This is a genomic window from Pseudomonas sp. S3_G06, assembly GCF_054667565.1.
Genome location: NZ_CP162738.1, coordinates 4,448,778 through 4,472,261, shown reverse-complemented (window position 1 = coordinate 4,472,261; position 23,484 = coordinate 4,448,778). Strand labels below are relative to the sequence as shown.

Here is a 23,484-nt window from a genome sequence, read left to right as displayed (position 1 = left end):
CTCAGCGACGGGAAAGTTTGAGCGGTTGTAAGTCCGATTGAAGTTTCAATTGTTTTCCACCAGCAATAAACAATGGTCATGTCCCACAGGGCAGGACCATTTTTTATGCCTGACGGTCGCGCCGGTCCGCTAATTATTTCGCTGCCGTTACAGCGTACTGCTCCGGTGTTATCAGATATTGCCGGGGACAAGCTTTGTATTCCTTGTTGTTTGTGTGGCGCGTATCCGCCCACTAGGGTGCTGTGTTCACAGCACTTGTCGAGTGTCGTTCAAATCAATCTACCGCTCTGCAGCGGCGCGAAAGTGTGCGCGGTCAATGAGCCATTTAATAAACAAGGAGTGTGTAATGGCTTTGAAAAACGATTATTCGTTCGGGCGAGCGTTCATATCTGCGCAAGAGTATTCAGTGCTTTCCAGGACGTTGCGGGAGTTCTCTGCCTCGGCGCAGTACCAAGCGCTGAACGACTGTTACCAGCAAGCCAGTCAAACGACCGATCCGGTGTCGTTGTTGACCCTGGCGAGCTTGTTTCAAGAGCAACTTGCAGCGCTGCTCAAACGCAAGAAAACCCCTGTCCCGGTGGCTGTCGATGACATTGCGCGCGGGCTGCAACGTTATCTGTCACGGCTTTCGACGACCGTGGAAATGTTGTCGGGGCTGACCCGGCCGGTTCCGAAGGTAATCCATTTCGTTTGGGTTGGCGGCAGCGAAGTCGGTGTCAATCAGCGCGATTACATGAATATCTGGCGCCAGGTGATGGCGGCGGAGGGTTACCGCTTCAACCTTTGGTACGACAGCGATGCGTTGCTGGCTTTCGAGATGAACCGGGTCATTCTCGACAGTGCCAGGGCTGATGCGATGGCGTCCGGTGGCGCTGCACTCAAGCATGCCGGGCGACTGGCGACGATGATTGAAGACCGCGCACGGGTGTTGAAACAGCAGATGTTCGACTACCTCAGCCAGCCGAAGTGGAAGGGGCGAACCGATGAAGCACGCATCGATCTGATGGTGCGTGCGTATGGCAAGGACCGCGCGACGCTGCAGGCTTTCCGTCAGCGCTGCCTCGACAGCCATCTGGCGATGGAGGGTCCGGATCTGCAATTGCGCGATGTCACTCACGCTTTAGCCGACGACTTGCTGGCGGACGTCTACCGCCGCGAAGTGTCAATGCGTGGCAATTTCGCTGCGGCGAGCGATGTAGTGCGCTTGCAGGCGGAACTTCGTGAAGGCGGGCGTTATACCGACATGGATTATCTGCCGCCACTGCTCGACAAGTTGGGCGGTGTCGATATCAGCGATTACAGCCAGACGCAGAAAATCGCGGTTCTGCAACTTCTGTTGAACAATAACCCGCAGTTGATGCCTGGACGCGATCCACAGCATTACCCCGACAGAACCGACAGTCTTCCACAACAACATAAACAACTTTTCGAGGATTTTGCTCGCAGCAAACCCGACGTGCTTGAACTGTTCGTGCCGCCACAAACCGTGGAGGCCGGTGAGAACGGCTTTCGCATGGGGCTGCAAATCGGCGAAGAAATGAATGCACATTTCATCGCCCAGCCGGGCAGCGGCATGACGATGTCGATCATGCAAGTCATTCGGCTTAATTACGACGTGCTTACTGAAGTTGAAAGACGCATGGCCAACTCGGAATCCGGGTGGGCCGACAGTGAAACCCTGACCACGGTCGCTGCGGCAGTCATCGAAGAGATGTTGGTCAGGTCGAACTTCACCAACTGGAATGAAGCTTATGCCTACCAATTGCTCAAAGCGGTTGTCACCTATTACCAGGACGGCATTCGTAATGACGCGGGGGGAACGGTAACGCTCACCGGCCCGGGCGCGGCCCTCGCCGGATTGCATGAATACATCGAAGCCAATTGCGATCCGTTTTTCACTCGTGAGGTGTTGGCGCAACAGCGTTTGCGCGAGGGCTATAACGTCAATACCGAAGAAGAGACCATTTCCGGCTGGATCGTCAGGGGCACGGAAAAAGACTGGCTGGAGATGGAACACGCCCGCTGGGCCGAGGGCAAGCTCAAATCCCTTTATGCCGGACGCTTGTCCGACCTGCTCAGCGATCGAAGCCTGATCTTCGAGCGCGGCTGGCCTGTTGTCGAGGGCAAACCGGTGCTGTTGACAGCGGTGCTGCAGCGCTTGATGGATGATCTGGGCGAGCCGTTCATTCGAGCGATGCGAGACAAGCTGAGCGGGGAGGTTACCTTCGATCAAGCCGTGGTCATCGACTTCGACACCCGCCAACAGGTGCTGGCGCAAGGATCTGTCGTGGTGCCGAGTTCCCGTGGCGCGGATTCCGTCAGCCATCTCAACGAACTGTTCAGCCGCATCGCCCACGGCACGCTGCCGCTGGAGCAACTGAGTCCCGCGATGCGGGTCGTGCTCGGGGGGATTTTCGGCGCGACGAGCGTGGACGATGGCGGGTTCGCCGATACCTGGCAACAGGTGCGCGACCTGGCCATCGCCACCGACCGCGACGGCACTTTCGCGCGCTACGATGCGATTGAAAAAGCCGTGCGCCAGCGCCGCTCGGCGGTGTTCGAGAACGGGCTGGAACGCGACCTGCCGACGGCCACATCGACGACCCGCGAACTCAAGGTGCAAGCCATGTCCGAGCCGCTGACGCTGCGCCAGTGGGGCGAGCGTATCGGCCAGATCAAGCGCAGCGCCCGGCAGGAGTTCCGCACGCAGATCTTGCAGCGCAGCGGCCAGGTGCGTGACGTCTTTTTCAAGGCCGGCGCGGTGTCGGTCAAGCAGTTGCCGCAGGATCTGTTGCAGCACAACGCAGGCGACCCGGGGCGCCGCTGTTATCCGCTGGCGCTGCTGATGGGCGCCGCCGTTGCCGCTGGCGAGCCGGCGGAAAGGGCGTTGGTCGGGCATGTCGCCAACGCCGGCGCGAGTCCCGACGAACTTGGCTCGCAGGCGTTGCGCAGTGCGCTGGACGAACTGCGCGCCTTGCCCACCGGCGAGGTCGGCAGCGCTCGCGGCGTGCAGCGCATGGACAGCATCATGGCCGCGCTGGACGCCAGTGCGACGCCTGCGGTGCTGCTGCTCGACACTGGCGACCACGCCCTGCTGCTGGCCAAAGTGCGAACCGGTGAGGAAGCGGCCTATCGCTTCTACGACCCCAACTTTGCTCTCTATGGGTTTGCCGATGGCGCGCAGTTGCAGCGTGGCGTAGAGCGTTATCTGAGCGCGGACGACAACGCACTGGCGAAGCTTTATGGCTTGGGCTATGCGGCCAATGCGCCATTCAACGTGATCGAACTGGACACCTCGGCGATCGCCGAACGCAGGCTGTCATCGGATCTGCGCGTGGACAGTTTTCTGCACAACGTTGCACTGGCCGATCCGCAGGGAGCGTCGATCTGGCACAAGCAAGCGCTGGCCCGTACCCGGTCTCTTGGGGAAAACGCTCGGCTGGGCGCCAGTCTCGCGCAACTGGATGCACGCTACTGGGCCAGCGAGTTCGAGCAGGCGACCGAGCGCTTGCGCCGTGAGCACAACCTGGCGCGTGATTACGTGCCATTGCTCGATACCCTCGGCAACAAAGCCGACGGCGGCCCCAGCATTACCCTGATCGATCCGCGCAATGCGCAAAACACCCTGACGGTGATCACCCGCGATTCGCGCTTTCAGAAAATCAGGCAGTACGTCGAAAGACTCGTGCAGGGCGGCGCGGCCAGGCCCGGGCAGACGGCTGACCACGACGGGGGCAGCCGGCTAAGTTTTGCCTTTGCGATCCAGACGCTGATCAGTGAAATGCGCCAGCGCGATTACCGCGCTGGCGATACCGTGCCGGCGCTGACCGTTGCTCTGCAGATCCAGGTGTACGTCAGTTATGCACAGCTGGGCTTTGGTGTCGCCAGCGATGCTGCGCAGATCGTCCAACTGGTGCGTCAGGTAGCAGCGGCCGAGCGGGCGTTGCAGCAGGGCTCATTCGCCGCACGCCTGGCAGGACAGGCCGCCACGGGCGTTGGTGTGGCATTTTCCGTGGCCAATATCGGCTTCGACATCTACAACCTGACGCAGGCAGAGAATCATGAGCAGCGAGCGCGGTTCTCCACGTCCCTGGCGTTCAACACGGCGGCGCTGGGTCTGGATCTTGTCGCCCTGGCAGCGGGCGGAACGGTGGCCGCGTTCGCCGCAGCGCTGGCTGTGCCGCTACTGGGCGTGGGTATCGGGGTCACCGCGATTGCCAGCAATCTCGGGCAGATCATGGACAAGGCTGCGGCCATTGGCGAGCACCTCTCGCAGATTCACGACGCTTATCAGCAATCTTACGAACGCGCTGGTGCGGTCTTGCAGTTCCCCGCTCTGGCCGTGATAACCGAGGTGGATCTGCACAGCAGAAGGGTGGCGTTCGAGGGGCAGAAGTTTTACCCCTGGAAAGGCAGTGCGCTGGAGCTGCCGCAGTACGACGATGATCCAGCCAGGCGACATGCCGCGATCAACATCCCCAGAGCCTTTCAACGGCCTGCTGTCGGCAGCGTCTGGGGGACCTTGCCCGAGGCGCTGGTGCTGCCCTGTTCACCCGTCTGTTACTACGGCTACGAATATCAGCTCGGCAGCGCCGGGGCCGTGCCTTTTTCCACGACCCTCTATCCGCGGTTGCATGACCGCCTGGCACATCAGCTGGAATATGACGCGCTCGGTAACCGATTGTTCTACCTGTTCAGTACGCCGTTTGCGCCACACATCCTCTACAAGCTGCATCCGGTCTTCAAGGCCACGACCATCAAGGTGCAGTTGAGCGCTGAGGTCAGCCAACTGGTGGTTCCGGACCTGCCACCAGAGTGGCGCGAGAAGATTGCCTACCGGATCACCGCACCGCAGGGGCAATACCGGATTCGATTGGTGCCAGGCCTGCTGGCGGTGAATTTCGAACAAGCGCAGGGCTGGGAACGGGTGACGTGGACGGTGCAGGCGGCCTGGGCCCGGGTGGAACAGGTCAGCTTTCGGGAAAAGCCACGGGACAGCATCGACAGCGCACCTGACATGCTGGTCGATGGCGTGGTGTTGAATCGTTTCGACGGTGTCATCGAGCTGGCCGAGGGGCTGTTCCGGATCGACTGGACAGGCCTCAGCCTGCATCTGATCGGTGTTGTTCTCGACTACGAAAACGAAGCTGCGGATCAGCAGCGCAGCGCCAACATGGCAGCCAGCGGCATCCCGGCGGCGGTTCTGCGCTATCTGCGCGCTCAGGTCACAAGCGGGCAACTGACCGCAGCGTATTTGCCGTTACGTAACTTCAGAGTGCCGTTCAATTCGCCGGGCCAGCCAGTGGTGACCACCGGCTATTACGACACTGCGCGGGATCGGGTGCTGTTCGCACGTAACCTGCCGCAGGAGGTCAACGAGGGCGTGGTTCTGGCAGGCGTCAGCGCCCGCCATGCGTGGTTCTACCATCCCGATCATCCATCGCTATGGCGGGTCGATGTGCTGACCGGTACTGTCCAGCATCGCTACCGACTGAAAAATCCGCGTAGGGGATCGACGATCATTGGCTGCCAACAACAAGCCGATGGTGCGCTGCGGATTGCGCAGAGGCTGACGGCAGAAGCGTTGCATGGCACCACCACCATCGAGTATCGGATCACCGCTCAGCAGGTGGAGCTGACGGCTTGCAAGATCACTTTCGCGGCAGAGGATTATCGGTTCGAACCGCGCGAAGCGCTTCGACAAATCGATGCCCCGTTCAGGCGCGAATCGCCAGACACGCCCGCCAGCAGCAGCGGCTGGTCTTATGCTCCGTTCATTGTCGTGGAAGGCTATGCCGGGTTGCGGCTGCGCGACCGGGCCTGGCTGAACAAGGCGACGGGCAAGTGCATTCAGGCCGGGCAGGACCGGTCCTGGCCCGAGGACTTGTTGATGCTGGTGCCGTCCAGCGCGGAAAACAACGCGGTGCTGTTCTATAGCCCGCAGGAGCGGACGATCAGCCGCGGCATCGAACCCCGGGTCGGGCATTGGCAGAATGTGGTGATCGAGCGCGATGTGGTGGAGGTCACTCAGACCAATCAGCGTTTCATCGCCACCAAGGACGACGGCCGACTGTTCGAAATCGATATCGTCGACGTGCCGGCAGCGGCAGCGATCGACGACGCAATTGTGTTTCAGTACGGGGTACCTTCCCTTGCCCACAGAAGCGATGAGGCGTGGCTCGATCAGGCCGATAAGCCGTCGATTCTGCGGTTCGCCGGTGTCGGGCCGCGTTGGCTGCGGAGACATCCCGATTGGTTGAGCGCATTGCCCGCGCTGGCCACGAAAGCGCCGTTGCTGCCGTTGCCGATCTTCGGTTTACGTGATGTGGCAGGTCAGGCGTTCCTGGCGGCATGGTGTGTCGATGGCAGAATCGCTGTGGCCGATATCGGTCAGGGCAAGGAGCTGGCGCTGCTCGGTCTGACCCCGGATAACAGCGCGGTCTGGTTGCTTGAAATCAGCACCGGACAACTTTATCGCCAGCCGCTGATGGCGATCGAAGCACTGCGGGGAGTGTTTGCCGAGGACCATCGCTTGCTGAAATCGGAGGCGCTCGGCAGGCCTGAAAAGGTCTGGACGTCATGGACTTTTGCTGAGGTGCGACGCCAGGGTGAAGGGCTGGTCGCGCAGACCCTCGACGGGGTGCATCTGCAATTGCTGGATAACCAGCCGGCAATGATCGTTGGCGTGGAAAATCGCTGGTCTCATGTGCCGGGTCAGAGTGATGAACAGTTACGTGCGCGCCTGCGAGCGTTGTTGCACGGACATGCCCACGCGTCTGTCATACAAGTGGCAAGTGCAACCGGACGCTACCTGTATTACCTGCCGCAACTTGACCGGCTGTTCGATCTGGCCGGACGCAGCGACGGGCAGTGGTCGGCATTTCTCGGTACGCGCGGGTCGAAGCAGCCGATGCTGTTCGACCCGGTCGACCAGTTGATTTTCAGCGCCGGCCCGAACGACGGCGTCTGGCTGCCCGGCAGTTATGCCCAGCGCGACGCCGAAGTCCTGGCGCTTGAGGTGGGTGATGACATCACAGAGATCGAAACATTGTTGCCCGATGACGTTGCCAGGCTGCTGCTGACTTTCGGTGCGCAGACCTCGGGTTATCGGCTGTCGCAAGCGTCCTTCCAGCGCCTGGATTGCATCGTGGTCGATGGACGACAGGCTTCGGATGCTGAAACGGCAGAACCTTGCCTGCTGGATCTGGATCTGGACGAGTGCGGGCATTGGTGGATGTCGCGGGTCGATGACGATGTGGTGCTGACCGATCCGGACTCCGGACACAGTCTGATCGTGCGCAATTTCGACGGACAACGCCCACTGCTACTGATGCTGCCCATCGCCGGGCGGCCACATACCTTGACGCTGGCTCAAGGGCTGCAAGCCTTTGCCACTGCGCGCTGTGTCGAGGCCACGGTCAGCCTGACAGCGGTGATCGCAGCGCTGCACTGAGGTCGCTCCGCACGGCAAAACGCCGCGAACGGTGACCGTACGCGGCGTTTTGTTGTGGCGGTTGCGCTGCGACAATGCTCAAGGCACCAGATAACCCTTCACTCCGGTAAAGATGATTTGCGCTGCCAGCGCGCAAACGAACAATCCCATCAAGCGGCTGACAATCTGCAAGCCCTGATCGCCGAGAATCCGCTCGATGCGATTGGACAGGTACAGCACCACACCGACAGTGAAACTGGCGAGCGCAATACTCATGATTGCGGTGAGCTTGTCGTCCCAGTGCGGCTGGCTGACGCCCATCACCAGCAAGGCGCCGATGGTGCCGGGGCCGACCGTCAGCGGGATGGTCAGCGGCACGATGGTCACGTCCTGCTGCACATTGTCGGCCTGCACCGCCGGTTTGCCCTGGGCCATGCCCAGCGCGGAAATGAACAACACGCTGCCGGCACCGATGCGGAAGGCGTCCACGGTGATGCCGAAGACATCGAAAATCACCCGCCCGAACAAATACAGCAGAACACTGGAAATCAGTGTGGCGAGGGCGACCTTCCACGCCAGACGCCGCTGTTCCTTGCGCGAATAGCCACGGGTCAGGCTGATAAAGCAGGACAACACGAAGAACGGGCTGTAGAGCACCAGCATCTTCAGATAAACGCTGAACAACACATGGAGCATGATGCAAGCTCACTGGCGATGGAGTCGGGGGGAGTCTATCAGGCACCGGACAATCTGTCGGTTTACGACGGCTGGGTCGTGGCCCGGTTCTGCTGATCGCGTTCGGCGACCCAATGCTCGATCAGTTCACGCAGTTGCGACAGCTCCACCGGTTTGGACATGTGCCCGTCCATGCCGGCCTGGCGGGCGCGTTCTTTGTGTTCGGCGAGAATGTGCGCGGTGAGGGCGACGATCGGTGTGCGGATGCGCTGATTGCTGACTTCCCAGGCGCGCAGTTGCTGCGTCGCGGAGAAGCCATCGAGGATCGGCATTTCGCAGTCCATCAGCACCAGGTCGTAACGTTGGGCCTTCATCGCTTGCAGCGCTTCTTCGCCATTGCTCGCGGTATCCGGTTGCAGATTGAGCTTGCCGAGCATGCCGCGAATCACTTTGGTCGAAATGGTGTTGTCTTCGGCGACGAGGATGCGGAAGTCGCTCGGCACCTTGGCCGCTGTGGCCGCCGTAACGACTTGCGGCTGGAACACCACCTGGCCCTTGTTGCGCTGATTGAGTTCGTCCGCCAGCGTGGTCTTGAGCGTATAACCGGCCACCGGTTTGGCCAGAATCCGTTTGATCCCCGAATTGCGCGCAATGATCTTGCTCGGCGCGTTGCTGATGCCGGTGAGCATGATCAGCAGAATGTCGTGGTTCAGGCTCGGGTCTTCCTTGATCTTCGCGGCCAGTTGCATGCCGGTCATGCCGGGCATGTTCTGGTCGAGCAGAACCACGTCGAAGTAATCGCGCAGGTGCGCCTTGGTGCGCAGCAGCGCCAGCGCTTCCTTGCCCGACGGTACGGCGCTGACATTCAGGCCCCAGGCGCTGCATTGCTGTACCAGCACTTTGCGGCAGGTGTCGTTATCGTCGACCACCAGCACCCGCGCGCCTTGCAGCGGGCTGTCCAGATCGGATGTCGGATGTTCGAGGCGATCCGGGTCCAGTGGCAAGGTCAGCCACAAAGTGCTGCCCTGAGTGGCGCCGCTCTTGATGCCGAACTCGCCTTGCATCAGACGAATCAGTTGGCGCGCAATCACCAGGCCAAGATTGCCGCCCAGGCGATTGGCCGAGAGGAAGTGCTTGCTGTGCAATTCGGCGTGCAGCAGCGCCTCGCGCTCTTCCGGCTCCATCGGCACGCCGCTGTCCTGCACGGCAATGCGCAGGCGCGGTTTGCTGCTGCGCTCGTCCAATGCAACGACGATCAGCACCTCGCCTTCTTCGGTTTTCTTCAGGGCGTTTTCCAGCAGGCTCAGCAAGGTCTGGCGCAGACGCGTCGGATCGCCGCTGATCACCCGTGGCACTTGCGGCTGGATGAAGCTGATCAGCTCGACGTTCTGTTGCTCGGCCTTGGCCCGGTAGATGCTCAGGCAATCGTCGATCAGGGCGTTGAGGTCGAACTGCACGTCATCGAGTTCGATCTGCCCGGATTCGAGCTTGGAGATGTCGAGGATCTCGTTGATCAGCGTCAGCAGTTCGTTGCCGGCGCTGTGGATGGTCTGCACGTAATCACGTTGCTTGACCGACAGCGGCGTGCCCAGCAGTAGCTCGGTCATGCCCAGTACGCCGTTCATCGGTGTGCGGATTTCGTGGCTGATCTTGGCGAGGAATTCGGCTTTGGCGTTGATTTCGGCGTTGCTTGCCGCGAGGTCGCGGCTGATGCTGAAACGGCTTTCGGTGATGCTGCGCTGTCGCTCGCCCAAGGCAATGCTCATCAGCAGGCCGCTGATGCAGATGAACACCATCAGCGTCATGATCAGGCCTTGCGGCGTGACCAGTGTCAGCCCCAGCAGCGCCGGCAGGATAACCAGGGTGCCGATGTTGAACACGACCATGGCGGCGACGAACAGACGCGCCGGGCGATAGCCTTTTTGCCAGTGATAGAAGCCCACCAGCAACATGCTCAGGCCGGCCAGTGCGACCAGGGCGTAGGTGATGATGTTCAGCGGCAAGGTGTTGACGAACAGCAGCAACAGGCTGCACGTGACGATCAACAGAATGTCGCCCCACAGCAGTTTGTTCAGCGCGTGCTGGCCCAGTGGCGCAAAGAAGCGCAGGGCGAACATCAACCCGGCTGGAGCCGTCAGCAGCAGTGCCAGATAAGCGCCCGGCGTCTGAATGGCTTGCCAGTTCGGCAGCCACGGACCGGCAAGGTTGAGCAACAGAAACAGACTCAGCCCCAGCAGGCCTTCACAGATCGCCAGCCACAGACTGCTGCGCGAGCGCGAGTAGGCGTAGCGCACCAAGTTGTGCAGCAGGAGCATGGCGAGGCAGCCGAACAGCAGGCCGAAAATCAGCGTCTGCTTCTGATCGGCGGCGCCTTCGATTGCCGCTTGCAGGGTGATGTGCGGGCGCAGCTGATGGCCGGAAACCATGCGTACGTAGACGTCCAGCGGCTTGTCGGCCTGGGGCAGCGGCAGCATGAAATCGCTGCTCGGCAACGGATGTTCGGCCTGGGGCCGTTCGTTGCCGGTATTGCGTTGCTCGATCAGCCGGTCGCCGTCGAGCACGTAGAGATTGAGCTGGGACAGGTCGGGGGCAAAGATGCGCAGCACTTGTTCGTGCTTGCCCGGCGCCAGTTTGAAGCGCAGCCACAGGGCGCCGTCGGGTTCGGCCGCGGTCAGGCGGTCAAGCTCGATGGGACTGAATTGATTGGTGTAGCGAGCGGAGCGGATGTCGCTCAGTTGCAGGATGCCCTGATCGTCAAGCAATACCGACCAGCCACTGCCTTGCGCGGCCTGGGCCGGGAGCATGCAGAGCAAGGTCATCAGCGTGACGGTGAAGCTTATGGCAATCCTGAGCCAGCGCACGGCGAAATCCCTTCGTAGGTTGATGCCAGAATATAACGATGCGCGACGACCGAACAGCCCGGCGAGGAATGGCATCCCGCGCCGGGCCTGATGGATCGCTTACTCCTGGGTTTCGCCGCGTTCACGGGCAATGGCGCGGTAGCCGATGTCCTTGCGGTAGAAGCAGCCTTCCCAGTCGATGGCAGCGGCCAGTTTGTAGGCCTGCTGCTGAGCTTCACCGACGGTGGCGCCCATGGCAGTGGCACACAGTACACGACCACCGGCAGTAACGACCTGACCGTCTTTCAGCGCGGTGCCGGCGTGGAAGACTTTGCCTTCCAGAGCTGCCGCCGCGTCCAGACCGTTGATCGCTGCGCCTTTGGCGTAGTCGCCCGGGTAGCCGCCAGCGGCCAGCACGATGCCAACGCTCGGACGCGGATCCCATTGCGCTTCAATCTTGTCCAGCGCTTGCGCCAATGCGGCTTCGACCAGCAGCACCAGGCTCGATTGCAGACGCAGCATCACCGGTTGGGTTTCCGGATCGCCGAAGCGGCAGTTGAACTCGATGACTTTCGGGTTACCGGCCTTGTCGATCATCAGACCGGCATAGAGGAAACCAGTGTAGACGTTGCCTTCGTCGGCCATGCCGCGCACGGTCGGCCAGATCACCTGATCCATCACGCGCTGATGCACGTCGGCGGTGACCACCGGGGCAGGGGAGTAGGCGCCCATGCCGCCGGTGTTCGGGCCGCTGTCGCCGTCGCCGACGCGTTTGTGGTCCTGGCTGGTGGCCATCGGCAGCACGTTCTTGCCGTCGACCATGACGATGAACGAGGCTTCTTCGCCGTCGAGGAATTCTTCGATCACCACACGTGAACCGGCGTCGCCAAACGAGTTGCCGGCGAGCATGTCACGCACGGCGTCTTCGGCTTCGGTCAGGGTCATGGCGACGATCACGCCTTTGCCGGCAGCCAGGCCATCGGCCTTGATCACGATCGGCGCGCCTTTCTCACGCAGATAAGCCAGGGCCGGCTCGATCTCGGTGAAGTTCTGGTAATCGGCGGTCGGGATCTTGTGGCGGGCGAGGAAATCCTTGGTGAAGGCTTTCGAGCCTTCCAGTTGCGCAGCACCGGCAGTTGGACCGAAGCAGTCCAGGCCACGGGAGCGGAACAGATCGACCACGCCAGCCACCAGCGGCACTTCCGGGCCGACGATGGTCAGGGAAACGTTTTTCTCGGCGAAGTCAGCCAGTTGCTCCAGCGCCAGCACGTCGATGGCGACGTTCTCGCACTTGGCTTCAATAGCGGTGCCAGCGTTGCCCGGTGCAACGAAAACCTTCTGCACACGCGGATCCTGAGCCACTTTCCAGGCCAGAGCGTGTTCACGGCCACCGCTGCCAATGATCAAAACATTCAAAGAGAGACTCCTTCGGAGAAAGCTGCAAGCTACAAGCTGCAAGTAAGAGCGACTGCGTGGCGCTCAATTACAGCTTACGGCTTTGAATTAATAAGGCTGCACCTGCAAGAGGGAGCGACACCTGTCTGCTCTTTCTTGCAGCTTGCAGCTTGAAACTTGCGGCTGCTTCAATGACGGAAGTGGCGCATGCCGGTGAATACCATTGCGATGCCGGCTTCATCAGCAGCAGCAATCACTTCGTTGTCACGCATCGAGCCGCCCGGCTGGATCACCGCAGTGATGCCGACCTTGGCCGCGTTGTCGAGGCCGTCACGGAACGGGAAGAATGCATCGGACGCCATGACCGAACCGGCCACCTGCAAACCGGCGTGTTCAGCCTTGATCGCAGCGATACGCGCCGAGTTGACGCGGCTCATCTGGCCGGCGCCGACACCGATGGTCTGGCGGTTCTTGGCGTAGACGATGGCATTGGATTTGACGTATTTGGCGACTTTCCAGGCGAAGATCAGGTCGTGGATTTCCTGTTCGGTCGGCGCGCGTTTGGTCACCACTTTCAGGTCATCGGCGCTGATCATGCCGATATCGCGGCTCTGCACCAGCAGGCCACCGTTGACGCGCTTGTAATCCCAGGCAGCGGCGCGCTCAGCCGACCACTCGCCGCAGGCCAGCAGGCGTACGTTGGCTTTGGCCGCGACGATGGCGCGGGCTTCTTCGCTGACGCTTGGCGCAATGATCACTTCAACGAACTGACGCTCGACGATCGCCTTGGCGGTCTCGGCATCCAGTTCACGGTTGAAGGCGATGATGCCGCCGAACGCCGACTCGGTGTCGGTGGCGTAGGCCAGTTCGTAAGCCTGGCGGATGCCGCCTTCAGCGTCCGGGCTGACCGCCACGCCGCACGGGTTGGCGTGCTTGACGATCACGCAGGCTGGCTTGACGAAGCTCTTCACGCATTCCAGCGCCGCGTCGGTGTCGGCGACGTTGTTGTACGACAATTCTTTGCCTTGCAGCTGGGTCGCGGTGGCGATGCCGACTTCGGCAGGCTTGGCTTCCACGTAGAACGCCGCGCTCTGGTGCGGGTTCTCGCCGTAGCGCATTTCCTGAGCCTTGATGAACTGGCTGTTGAAGGTGCGCGGGAATTCGCTGCGACCTTCAGTGCTCAAGGTTTCAGCGGCCTGGTTCACGGTGCCCATGTAGTTGGCGATCATGCCGTCGTAGGCGGCGGTGTGTTCGAAGGCCTTGAGCATCAGGTCAAAACGCTGAGCGTAGGTCAGGCCGCCGGCCTTGAGGTTTTCCAGGACGTTGGCGTAATCGCTGGCATTCACCACGATGGCTACGTCTTTGTGGTTTTTCGCTGCGGAACGGACCATGGTCGGACCGCCGATATCGATGTTCTCGATGGCGGTCGGCAGGTCGCAGCCTGGCTTGTTGATGGTCGCTTCGAACGGGTACAGGTTGACCGCTACCAGATCGATCGGCTTGATGCCGTGCTCGTTCATGATCGCGTCGTCAGTACCGCGACGACCGAGGATGCCGCCGTGGATTTTCGGGTGCAGGGTTTTCACCCGACCGTCCATCATCTCGGCGAAACCGGTGTAATCCGCGACTTCCACTGCGGCAACGCCGTTGTCACGCAGCAGCTTGAACGTTCCGCCGGTGGAGAGGATCTCGACGCCCAGAGCTTCAAGCTCCTTGGCGAATTCGAGGATCCCGGTCTTGTCGGAAACGCTGATCAAGGCGCGGCGGATCGGCAGGCGGGTAGTCTGGTCGGTCATCTCAATTTCCATCAAAAGCAAAGGAAGTCAGCAAAAAAGGCGACCGTTTTTTACGCGGGCGCCTTTCTGGTTTGATTGAATGCTTACAGCAGATCGTACTGCTTGAGTTTCTTGCGCAGCGTGCCGCGGTTCAGTCCCAGCAGCTCACTGGCCTTGGTCTGGTTGCCCTTGACGTAGTTCATCACGCTTTCGAGCAGGGGCGCCTCGACTTCGGACAGCACCAGGTTGTACACATCCGTGACGGACGCGCCCTCAAGGTGGGCGAAATAATTGTGCAGCGCCTTCTCGACACTCCCGCGAAGGGTCTGGCCTTCTTCGCTCGGCGTGTTGAGGTGCTGTTTCAAATTCACGTTGTCGCTCACGGGTGTTGTTCCACTCACTAAAGTCTCGGTCATCATCGTCATGCGGCCACCCCTTCTTCGTCCCCTGTCAGGCTCTTGTAACGCTCGGCGAAGAACTCCCGAACGTCGGCGCATTGTGTTTCCGTACCATCCAAACGATTGAAACGGGCGCGAAACTCCCTGGCGCCCGGCAAGGTTGCGAGATACCAGCCCACATGCTTGCGGGCAATGCGCACGCCCATCACGTCGCCATAGAAGGCGTGAAGGGCAGCCAGATGCTCCAGCAGGATGCGTTCCACTTCGCTCAGTTCCGGCGCGGGCAATTTCTCGCCGGTGCGCAGGAAGTGATCGATCTCGCGAAAAATCCATGGCCGCCCTTGAGCGGCACGGCCTATCAGCAGGCCATCGGCACCGGTCGCATCAAGCACGTATCGGGCCTTTTCCGGCGAATCGATATCGCCATTGGCAAACACCGGGATCGACACCGCCTGCTTGATCGCGGCAATCGTGTCGTACTCGGCTTCCCCTGTGTACAGATCGGCGCGCGTACGGCCATGTACGGCCAGCGCTGTGATCCCGGCCTGTTCGGCGATCTTCGCCACGTTCAGACCGTTCTTGTTCTCGCGATCCCAGCCGGTGCGGATCTTCAGGGTAACCGGCACATCAACCGCGGCCACTACGGCCTGCAGGATCTCGGTCACCAGTGCTTCGTCTTTCAGCAACGCGGAGCCGGCGGCCTTGTTGCAGACCTTCTTGGCCGGGCACCCCATGTTGATATCGATAATCTGTGCGCCCAGCTCGACGTTGGCCCGTGCCGCATCGGCCAGCATCTGCGCGTCGCCACCGGCGATCTGCACCGAGCGCGGTTCGGGATCGCCTTCGTGGATCATGCGCATGCGCGACTTGCGGGTATTCCACAGGCTCATGTCGCTGGTGACCATTTCCGAGACTACAAGCCCTGCGCCCAGACGCTTGCACAGCTGACGAAAGGGTTGGTCGGTGACGCCCGCCATCGGGGCGAGAATCAAACCGTTCTGCAATGTATATGGGCCGATGCGTACCGCCGACATAGGACTTCCCTGAAGTGGGGCCGGATCATGAGAGTTCGAAAAAGGGTGGGCATGATACCCGCTCTCGATGACTGGTTAAAGGCTGAATTGAACAAAATCTGAACAGTTATTCTGTTATCGCCAACGGTTTGGTCGGCCGCGATCAGTCAGAAAAATGCCGTCAATCGGGAAACGCTGAAGCGGTTCATTCCGGTGAGTGGAAGTTCAGGCTGTAATTCACCGCTTTCGGCCCCGGATCGAGAATATCCAAGGCGATGTGGATCGGCGTCTGCGGCGGCATTTCCGCCAGGCCCTCGAGATCGCCGCTCAGGTACTCGCCGGGTTTGAAGCGACGACTGGCGATCAGATGACCGTTGAGGTCGGCAAAACGCAGCTCGAGCAAGGGGAACGGCTGGGAAAACGTCGCTCGGTTGTAAATGATCGCATCGACCACCAGCGCCCCGCTGAACTCGGGATGGCTGCGCACCACCAGGTTGCTGCTCTTGATTTTGCCGATATCGACTTTCGACGGCACGGTGCAGCCAATCTGCGGGCAGATCTGCTGGAACCACGGTCGGTATTGATCCTGCCGCGCCAGTTCCTCGAAGTGATAGGCAACGTACTGAGCGGCAAGGCCGCCGGCGGCCAATACCACCAGCACCAGCCACAGCAGGCGCCGGCCCCAGGGCGAACGGCGTTGCTGCCAGTCCAGTTGCAGCGGGTCGTCGGTCAGATCCTGCAGGACCTCGGCGCGCACGCCGGGCTCGGCCCGTTCGCGTTTTTTGCGCGGCGAAGTGATCAATGGCAGATCGTCGTCATCGCTGTCGTCGCTGGCCGAGAAGCGTTCGCGGCGGGCGGCCGGGTCAATCGGATCGTGCAGGCGCAGTTGCGGGATCGGCGGCTCGTCATCCAGATCCACCGGCTCCAGCGATAGCGAAGGTTCGGTGCGCTCGGGTTCGAGGGTTTCGACGCCCTCGATATACGGTTCGATATCTGGTTCGACATCCGGCGCTGCGCTGCGCTCATCGGCAGGCTCGCTGAACAGGCTGTCGGGCCATGTGCCTTCGTCCGGTTCCGGGCTGTCGCGCCGGGCGCTCAAGGATTCTTCGCGGGTACGGCCGAATTCGGCGGCGGGCTGGATTTCGCGCTGTTCGAGGCGGGCGAGTTCTTCGTCCAGATCGAGGCTGTCCAGATCCAGTTCCGACGCGCTCCATTGCTTCTGGCTGATGGCGCGCGGTGCGGGGATCTGTTCGACGACCGCAGAATCGCTGACAGGCGCGGGCGCTTCAGGCAGCGCTGGTGCGAGCGGCGTCACCGTGTCCTTGCCAGAATGTTGCTCGAGCAGCTGCTTGGCGGCATTGAACACTTGCAGGCAGGAGCCGCAACGAACCACGCCGCGCGCCACGCTCAACTGAGCATGGTTGACGCGGAAACTGGTCTGGCAATGCGGGCATTGGGTGACGAAACTGTCGGTCATGCGGCGATCCGGTTCAGGCAAGCGGTCATTTTAGCGCCGACGCCCGGTGATGCGCACCCAGCCGTCGCGATTGGCGATCGGGTCGAGCTCGAAGTCCTGCGCATAAGCTGCCGCTACTTCTTCGCCCTGCTCGGCGAGAATGCCCGACAGCGCCAGGCGCCCACCGCTCTTGACCAGGCTGGACAGCTGCGGTGCCAGCGACACCAGCGGGCCGGCGAGAATGTTGGCCACCAGCACGTCGGCCGGAACCGGCGGCAGATCCTCGGGCAGGTACAGCGGGAACAGCTCATCGGCAATGTTGTTGCGCCCGGCGTTGTCGCGCGAGGCTTCCAGCGCTTGCACGTCGATGTCGGTGCCCACAGCTTGTTTGGCGCCGAGCAGCAGGGCGGCAATCGCCAGAATCCCCGAGCCACAGCCGAAGTCGAGCACGTGGCAGTCTTTCAGATCCTGGCCGTCGAGCCATTCCAGGCACAGTGCGGTGGTCGGGTGGGTGCCGGTGCCGAACGCCAGGCCCGGGTCCAGCAGCAGATTGACCGCGTCAGGCTCGGGTGCGGCGTGCCAGCTCGGCACGATCCACAGGCGCTGGCCGAAACGCATCGGCTCGAAACCGTCCATCCAGCTGCGTTCCCAGTCCTGATCTTCGATCACTTCGCTGTGATGTTCGGGCAACGGGCTGCCGGTCAGCAATTCCAGATGGGCCAGCACCGGTTCCGGTTCGGTACCGCCTTCGAACAGCGCCAGCAAGTGGGTGTGCGACCACAGCGGCGTAGTGTTGAGTTCCGGTTCGAAGATCGGCTGGTCTTCGGCGTCCATGAAAGTCACCGACACGGCGCCGACTTCGAGGAATGCGTCCTCGTAGGTTTCGGCTTGTTCCGGGGTGATGGCGAGACGGACTTGCAGCCAAGGCATGGCGGGCACCTTTGAAAATCTGTGGGGCAGCCCGAAGCTGCAAAAGCGCGCAGTTTACGCCAGGTCGCCGGCAAAGTGGACACACCGCTTGGCTGTTACACATTCGCGGCCGCGATATACATATGTATGGCCTGAGCACTTTTGTCGGCAAATAGAGTGAGCGCTCATCTCTACGCAACAAAAGGCTGGACGACATGGCGGATCAACAAGGGACTGTAGAAGAAAAACCACCGATAGCCGCTGCGTCTACGGGGTCGGTGCAGGAGATCCTGCTGCGCATCACGCGCTGGCAGGTGATGATCGACAAGCGCTTGAACAGCCAGATGACGTTGCTCGAGGCGCTGGAGCACTTCGCATTGACTGAACTGCGCAGGCATTACCCGGACGGCCATTTCGCGCCGGGTTTTGTGGTTGCCCTGCTTGACGCCATTCTGCAAAAGCTTATCGACGGCCGGCCAGTCATGTTCCTGGCGCTCCAGGACGCGCCATTTCGCTGGCCTGGGGGCGCCGATCCCGGTTTGCCGTCCAGCCGTCATGAGCATGTGATCCGGACGGTGGATAGCGTTTCGTTGCACTTCCTCGACCAGTACAAGAAATACCTGCGAGAACATTGGGCGACAAAAGGGCGGGAGGCGTTGTTCGATCGCCTGATCAAACGCAAGCTGCGGCGCTATATCAAGGACATCGAGTTGCTGTTGCGCCGTGACCAACTGGCGGGCCTGACACTGGATCAATTGCGCAGCAAAATCGACCGGGTTCAGGCCCGCAGCACGCGTCGGTATCGATTGACTGCCCTGGCAACCGGTGCAGAGAAAAAGATTCTCGAGGCGCATTCCTTTGCGCAACTGCCGTCATGGATGAAGGCGCTGAAGGAGCCGGATCGCGCCTTGTTGCGTGATTATCAGGAGCAGACCTCACTGGCCCAGGCAGCACTCGATGACCTGCTGCTGGGCTACGGCTCGTTGCGCGACTTTGCCCGCCAGCAGGCCATCGAATACATTCAGCTCAAGCTCGACATGACGGTTGAACCAGACCGGATCGACGTGCGGCTCAGATGGCGCTCTGCGGTTGGTGAGCCGACCCACAATCGCAGCCTCAGTGACCTGCTGGCATGCGGGCCGATCGGGCAGGACTTCGCAGCGGTACTGGAGATCAGCAGTCCTGCGCCATTGCGCAACCAGTCACTGAAGCCGACATTCATTGCCGACATGCTGGCGGAGCAGGATTATCCGGCGGACTACCTGCGCGTTCTCGCCGAACAGTACGAGCGTATAGAGGTGCAAAAGGCACTTGTCGACTGGTTTGCCGCACGGCTTCGGCAGAGCGCATTCGTCGCGCGCTGCGCAGCTCATCTGTCGGACTCCGACCATGAGCGTCTGGAGCAGTTGTGGACTGGGCACGCTATAAACAAACCGTTGCAAGTGGCGGCACTGACGCTGCCCAACGGCATGCAGTGCGCCGATCTTCTGGTGTTCTACCAGGCAGAGACTGAGCAAACGGTGAATAACCTGGTGCTGTACGCGCCCAACAAGCCGGACGGTCAGGAGTGGGTCCGGTTACCTTCGATCGCGGCGTTGACCGGCGAAGTGTGGAGCTGGACGCAGAGCGAATCCGGTCGCGAGTATCTGTTGCAGCAGCTTTCGCCGGCTGCACATCACCCTGCACGGGATTATCTGTTGGCCGCTGCGGCCAGCCCTGCTCTCTGGGGCATGCAGAGTGACCTTCGCCGAGCGCCCCTGCCGTTCACCGAATGCGTCGAAGCCGCTGCAAAAATGGGCCTGGCAAACAACCTGCAGCGGGTCGAGCAGGACAACTCGCTGCGCTGGTACACGACGCTCGGGCTCGAGGCTCGCCGGCGCATCAGCAGTCTGAATCAGGAACTGATCGTTCATCAGCAGGTGTTCAACGAGCTGCTGGGCGGTTTCGAGGTTTTCGTCGATTTCGCCAGGCGCACGGTTGCCGCAGCGATCACGCCCTATATGCGCAGCAAGAACGTGCTGGAACCGGTCGATCCGGCCACCGTGTTGATCGATTACAACCCTGGCGTCGCTGACCGCAGGAAGCAGCAGGTTGCCACGCTGCTCGACCTGGCCATTCACGGCTACGATGACAACTCCGGCATCGAACATCCGAAAAGAGGCGTGCGATCGTCGGTTGGCCAGGATCTGAGCCAGGTGCGCAGCGCCGATCTGGCGCTGTATCTGCGCCGGGCGTGGCTGGGTGAAAAATACGCCAGCGAGATCCGTGGCAAATATCTCGACCCGCGTGATGCTGCCTACGAACCGCGTCGCTTTGCCTACCGCAACGTATTGCTGTCAAAGATGGACCGTGATTTGCGCGTGGCCAGAAGTCAGGCGCGATTGAGCGACGCGGTGTATTCAGCGCTGGTCCGTCAGGTCTCTCTGTTGAGCCAGGTGCCAGCGCCGGATACGCATTTTCCGGGCGCCAGCATGGTTGAAAGTGACGGCGTGTTCAGGTTCACGGTGCGCCATCACGTCGTGCTCGGGGTTTATGTCCTGACCTCGTTCAACCCCGAGCCGTCCTGGTGGCTGTACACGCCTGATGCGCCCGACGGCATTGTGGTGCGTGCGTATCAGTCGCTGTTCGGCGACATCGCAGGCGCTTTGCATGACTACTTGATGGCGCGTACGCCGGTCGCCGCGCGCAGCATCGTGTCGCGCACCCTGTATGCGATTGCGGCAAAAAAACAACGCGTCGATACGCTGTACGAAGCGCAGCGCCTGATTGACGCACGCAGCGAGTTCAACGCGTACATCGAGCGCGCGGTCACGGATGTGCAGGACATCACCACCAGCCGCGCGCAAATGATCGAACGCCAAGTGGTCAAGGGGCTGATGTTTGCAGCTGCACCGTTTTGCATGGTGTTCCCTCCGTTTGCCTTGCTGCTCGATGTCGTGTTCATCGCCGTCAGCGCCGGTCAGGCGGTCGCTGCGCATCTGGAGGGTGACGTCGATGGCGCGCTCGGCCACTGGCTGGAGGCGTCGTGGGGCGCGTTGTTCGCTATGGTCGGCGCCGGCAGTGCGATCAAGTGGCTGGGCGGTGCGGCCAGAAGTCTGAAGCACACCATGCGGCCGGCCTCGTTGTTGTCAGAGCGTCTGAACACCGTGGCTCCGCTGCGCAGGGAAGCACTGCCGGCGATCCGCGAAGTACGCTTCCATGCCAGGCAGGCCGTCAGCAAGGCGCCCGAGCGTTTGCAAAGGGTGACCGAAGAAGGCGTCTTTTTCGGCACATGGCGCAGTCCGCCCAGCGCTGCGCAGCCGCAACCGGCCTATTACATTCGCAACAAGGGCAAGTATTTCCTGGTCAGGGAAAATCCGCATTTTGGTGGGCTGAGCCTGGTGGATGCCCGTCGCCCGACCGCCATCTATCAGCAACCGATTCGGCTTGCTCCGGGGGGCAAGTGGACACACGCCAGGGTCGGGCTCACGGGTGGCAACGTGCGCAACCTTGGGCGCGTGAGCGATTTGAATGATGCTTTTCCTGGAGGTGTCGAGCCCGTGCTGAACCGCGGTGCGCTGCAGGGCGAAGCGGTGGTGGCGCATTTTCGTCCCGGATCGCCAGATAACTATCTGTTTTCGTTGAATGCGCAGAGTTGCGTCATCGCCTCGCTGTATAACCCGACGACAAGGGTGGGGGCGGTCATTCATTTTGATCACAATATTCGCCCCTTGATCGAGCGAAGTGTCACGCAGGTGCTGGAGCGTCTGGGGGGAACACCGCAGAACATTCGTGCCACGCTGGTGGGCGGCGACTGGCTGTCGGCGGGCGCTGACATCGGCGGTCCGGTCAGGCGCGTGTTGCGCGAACAGGGCCTGCAGCCGACCTGGGATTACTGGTCATACTCGTCGTGCCTGGGCAACAGCTATGGCGTGGTGCTGAATCTGAACAATGGAGTCTCAAGAGTGTTCAAGCATTCCTCTGGCCAGATTGGCACGTTGTACAACCCGCTTATCGCCAGATCGAGCTATGCCACGGACGGGCTCTCGATACGCGCCCGAGCCTTTACGAGGCGGTTCATCCGCAGCCCGTTACATGAAAACGCAGCAGGAGTGGTGGTCGATGAGGCTGGCCTGCGGGCATCTGCCACAATGGTCGAGCAGCAGGCGTTCTCCACGGTAATGGTCTGATGGGTTTGTTGCAGGCATAAAAAAACCCGATCCGCAGGGATCGGGTTTTTCATGCCGCTTCAGCCTTACGACTGTTTGGCCAGCTTGTGCTCGAGGTAGTGAATGTTCACACCGCCCTTGCAGAAGCCTTCGTCACGAACCAGGTCACGATGCAGCGGGATGTTGGTCTTGATCCCGTCGACCACGATTTCGTCCAGGGCGTTGCGCATGCGTGCCATGGCTTCGTCGCGGGTTGCGCCGTAAGTGATCAGCTTGCCGATCAGCGAGTCGTAGTTCGGTGGCACGGCATAACCGCTGTACAGGTGCGAATCGACGCGAACGCCGTTGCCGCCTGGAGCGTGGAAATGCTTGACCGTGCCTGGGCTCGGCATGAAGGTCTTCGGATCTTCAGCGTTGATCCGGCACTCCAGCGAGTGACCGCGGATGACCACGTCATCCTGAGTGAACGACAGCTTGTTGCCAGCGGCGATGCTGAGCATCTCCTTGACGATGTCGATACCGGTGACCATCTCCGAAACCGGGTGCTCCACCTGAACACGGGTGTTCATTTCGATGAAGTAGAAACGGCCGTTCTCGTAGAGGAACTCGAAAGTACCGGCGCCACGGTAGCCGATGTCGATGCATGCCTTGACGCAGCGAGCCAATACTTCCTGGCGCGCCTTCTCGTCGATGCCCGGTGCCGGTGCTTCTTCGAGAACCTTCTGGTGACGACGCTGCAGCGAGCAGTCGCGGTCGCCCAGGTGGATGGCGTGGCCCTGGCCGTCGGACAGTACCTGCACTTCGACGTGGCGCGGGTTGGTGAGGAATTTTTCCAGATAGACCATCGGGTTGCCGAACGCCGCGCCTGCTTCGGAGCGGGTCAGTTTTGCCGAGGCGATCAGGTCTTCTTCCTTGTGCACCACGCGCATGCCGCGACCACCACCACCGCCGGCGGCCTTGATGATCACCGGGTAGCCGACTTCACGACCGATGCGCAGCGCCGTTTCTTCGTCTTCCGGCAGCGGGCCGTCAGAACCTGGAACGGTCGGTACGCCTGCTTCGATCATCGCGTGCTTGGCCGATACCTTGTCGCCCATCAGGCGGATGGTGTCGGCTTTCGGGCCGATGAAGGCGAAGCCGGAGTTCTCGACCTGCTCGGCAAAATCGGCGTTTTCCGCGAGGAAACCGTAGCCTGGGTGAATGGCGGTAGCGCCGGTCACTTCAGCGGCAGCGATGATGGCCGGAATGTGCAGGTAAGACTGAGCGGCGGACGCCGGGCCGATGCAGACGGATTCGTCTGCCAGACCCAGGTGCATCAGCTCTTTGTCGGCCTTGGAGTAAACGGCGACGGTCTTGATGCCCATCTCTTTGCAGGCACGCAGAATCCGCAGGGCGATCTCACCGCGGTTAGCGATCAGAACTTTTTCCAACTTCGCAGTCATC

At 61.2% G+C, this 23,484-nt stretch carries 11 protein-coding genes; 2 read left to right on the top strand and 9 right to left on the bottom strand.

Annotated elements, in window-relative coordinates:
* Window positions 1–346: 346 nt before the first annotated feature.
* Window positions 347–7,453 (top strand): TcdA/TcdB pore-forming domain-containing protein, encoded by a 7,107-nt coding sequence (locus AB4N47_RS20035; RefSeq protein WP_341638517.1) that lies wholly within the window; start codon window positions 347–349, stop codon window positions 7,451–7,453.
* Window positions 7,454–7,531: 78 nt separating this feature from the next.
* On the opposite strand, the gene AB4N47_RS20030 is transcribed toward AB4N47_RS20035, so the two are convergent.
* The 8 genes from AB4N47_RS20030 to prmA all read right to left on the bottom strand — a co-directional run bounded on the left by AB4N47_RS20030 (window position 7,532) and on the right by prmA (window position 17,914).
* Window positions 7,532–8,128: a MarC family protein gene (locus AB4N47_RS20030; protein WP_016771870.1), complete on the bottom strand. Its 597-nt coding sequence runs from the start codon at window positions 8,126–8,128 to the stop codon at window positions 7,532–7,534.
* A gap of 62 nt (window positions 8,129–8,190) precedes the next feature.
* Entirely contained in the window at window positions 8,191–10,968 is a 2,778-nt protein-coding gene (locus AB4N47_RS20025; RefSeq protein WP_038861141.1) for a hybrid sensor histidine kinase/response regulator, read from the bottom strand.
* A 99-nt stretch (window positions 10,969–11,067) separates the two neighbouring features.
* Complete coding sequence (gene purD, locus AB4N47_RS20020) at window positions 11,068–12,363, bottom strand: phosphoribosylamine--glycine ligase (protein WP_341638518.1); 1,296 nt, start codon at window positions 12,361–12,363, stop codon at window positions 11,068–11,070.
* Window positions 12,364–12,530: 167 nt separating this feature from the next.
* Window positions 12,531–14,138, bottom strand: coding sequence for a bifunctional phosphoribosylaminoimidazolecarboxamide formyltransferase/IMP cyclohydrolase (purH, locus tag AB4N47_RS20015; RefSeq protein WP_071174281.1), 1,608 nt, complete (start codon window positions 14,136–14,138; stop codon window positions 12,531–12,533).
* Window positions 14,139–14,221: 83 nt separating this feature from the next.
* Entirely contained in the window at window positions 14,222–14,542 is a 321-nt protein-coding gene (gene fis, locus AB4N47_RS20010) for a DNA-binding transcriptional regulator Fis (protein WP_002555375.1), read from the bottom strand.
* Window positions 14,539–15,549 carry a tRNA dihydrouridine synthase DusB gene (gene dusB / locus AB4N47_RS20005; protein ID WP_016771866.1) on the bottom strand — a complete coding sequence of 337 codons (1,011 nt, stop codon included), beginning with the start codon at window positions 15,547–15,549 and terminating at the stop codon, window positions 14,539–14,541. Before dusB ends, fis begins: the two co-directional genes overlap by 4 nt.
* A 184-nt stretch (window positions 15,550–15,733) precedes the next feature.
* On the bottom strand, window positions 15,734–17,005 hold the full coding sequence (locus AB4N47_RS20000; RefSeq protein ID WP_341638519.1) for a DUF3426 domain-containing protein: 1,272 nt from the start codon (window positions 17,003–17,005) through the stop codon (window positions 15,734–15,736).
* Window positions 17,006–17,035: 30 nt separating this feature from the next.
* Complete coding sequence (gene prmA / locus AB4N47_RS19995) at window positions 17,036–17,914, bottom strand: 50S ribosomal protein L11 methyltransferase (protein ID WP_341638520.1); 879 nt, start codon at window positions 17,912–17,914, stop codon at window positions 17,036–17,038.
* 194 nt (window positions 17,915–18,108) lie between these two features.
* Here prmA and AB4N47_RS19990 point away from each other — a divergent pair, with 194 nt between their 5' ends.
* The gene (locus AB4N47_RS19990) at window positions 18,109–22,062 is read left to right on the top strand and encodes a type III effector 1 (protein WP_460154321.1); all 3,954 of its coding nucleotides are present in this window, start codon (window positions 18,109–18,111) and stop codon (window positions 22,060–22,062) included.
* Window positions 22,063–22,127: 65 nt separating this feature from the next.
* On the opposite strand, the gene accC is transcribed toward AB4N47_RS19990, so the two are convergent.
* A complete protein-coding gene (gene accC / locus AB4N47_RS19985) occupies window positions 22,128–23,483 on the bottom strand; it encodes an acetyl-CoA carboxylase biotin carboxylase subunit (RefSeq protein WP_024011424.1) in 1,356 nt (451 codons plus the stop codon).
* Between the last annotated feature and the right edge of the window lies 1 nt (window position 23,484).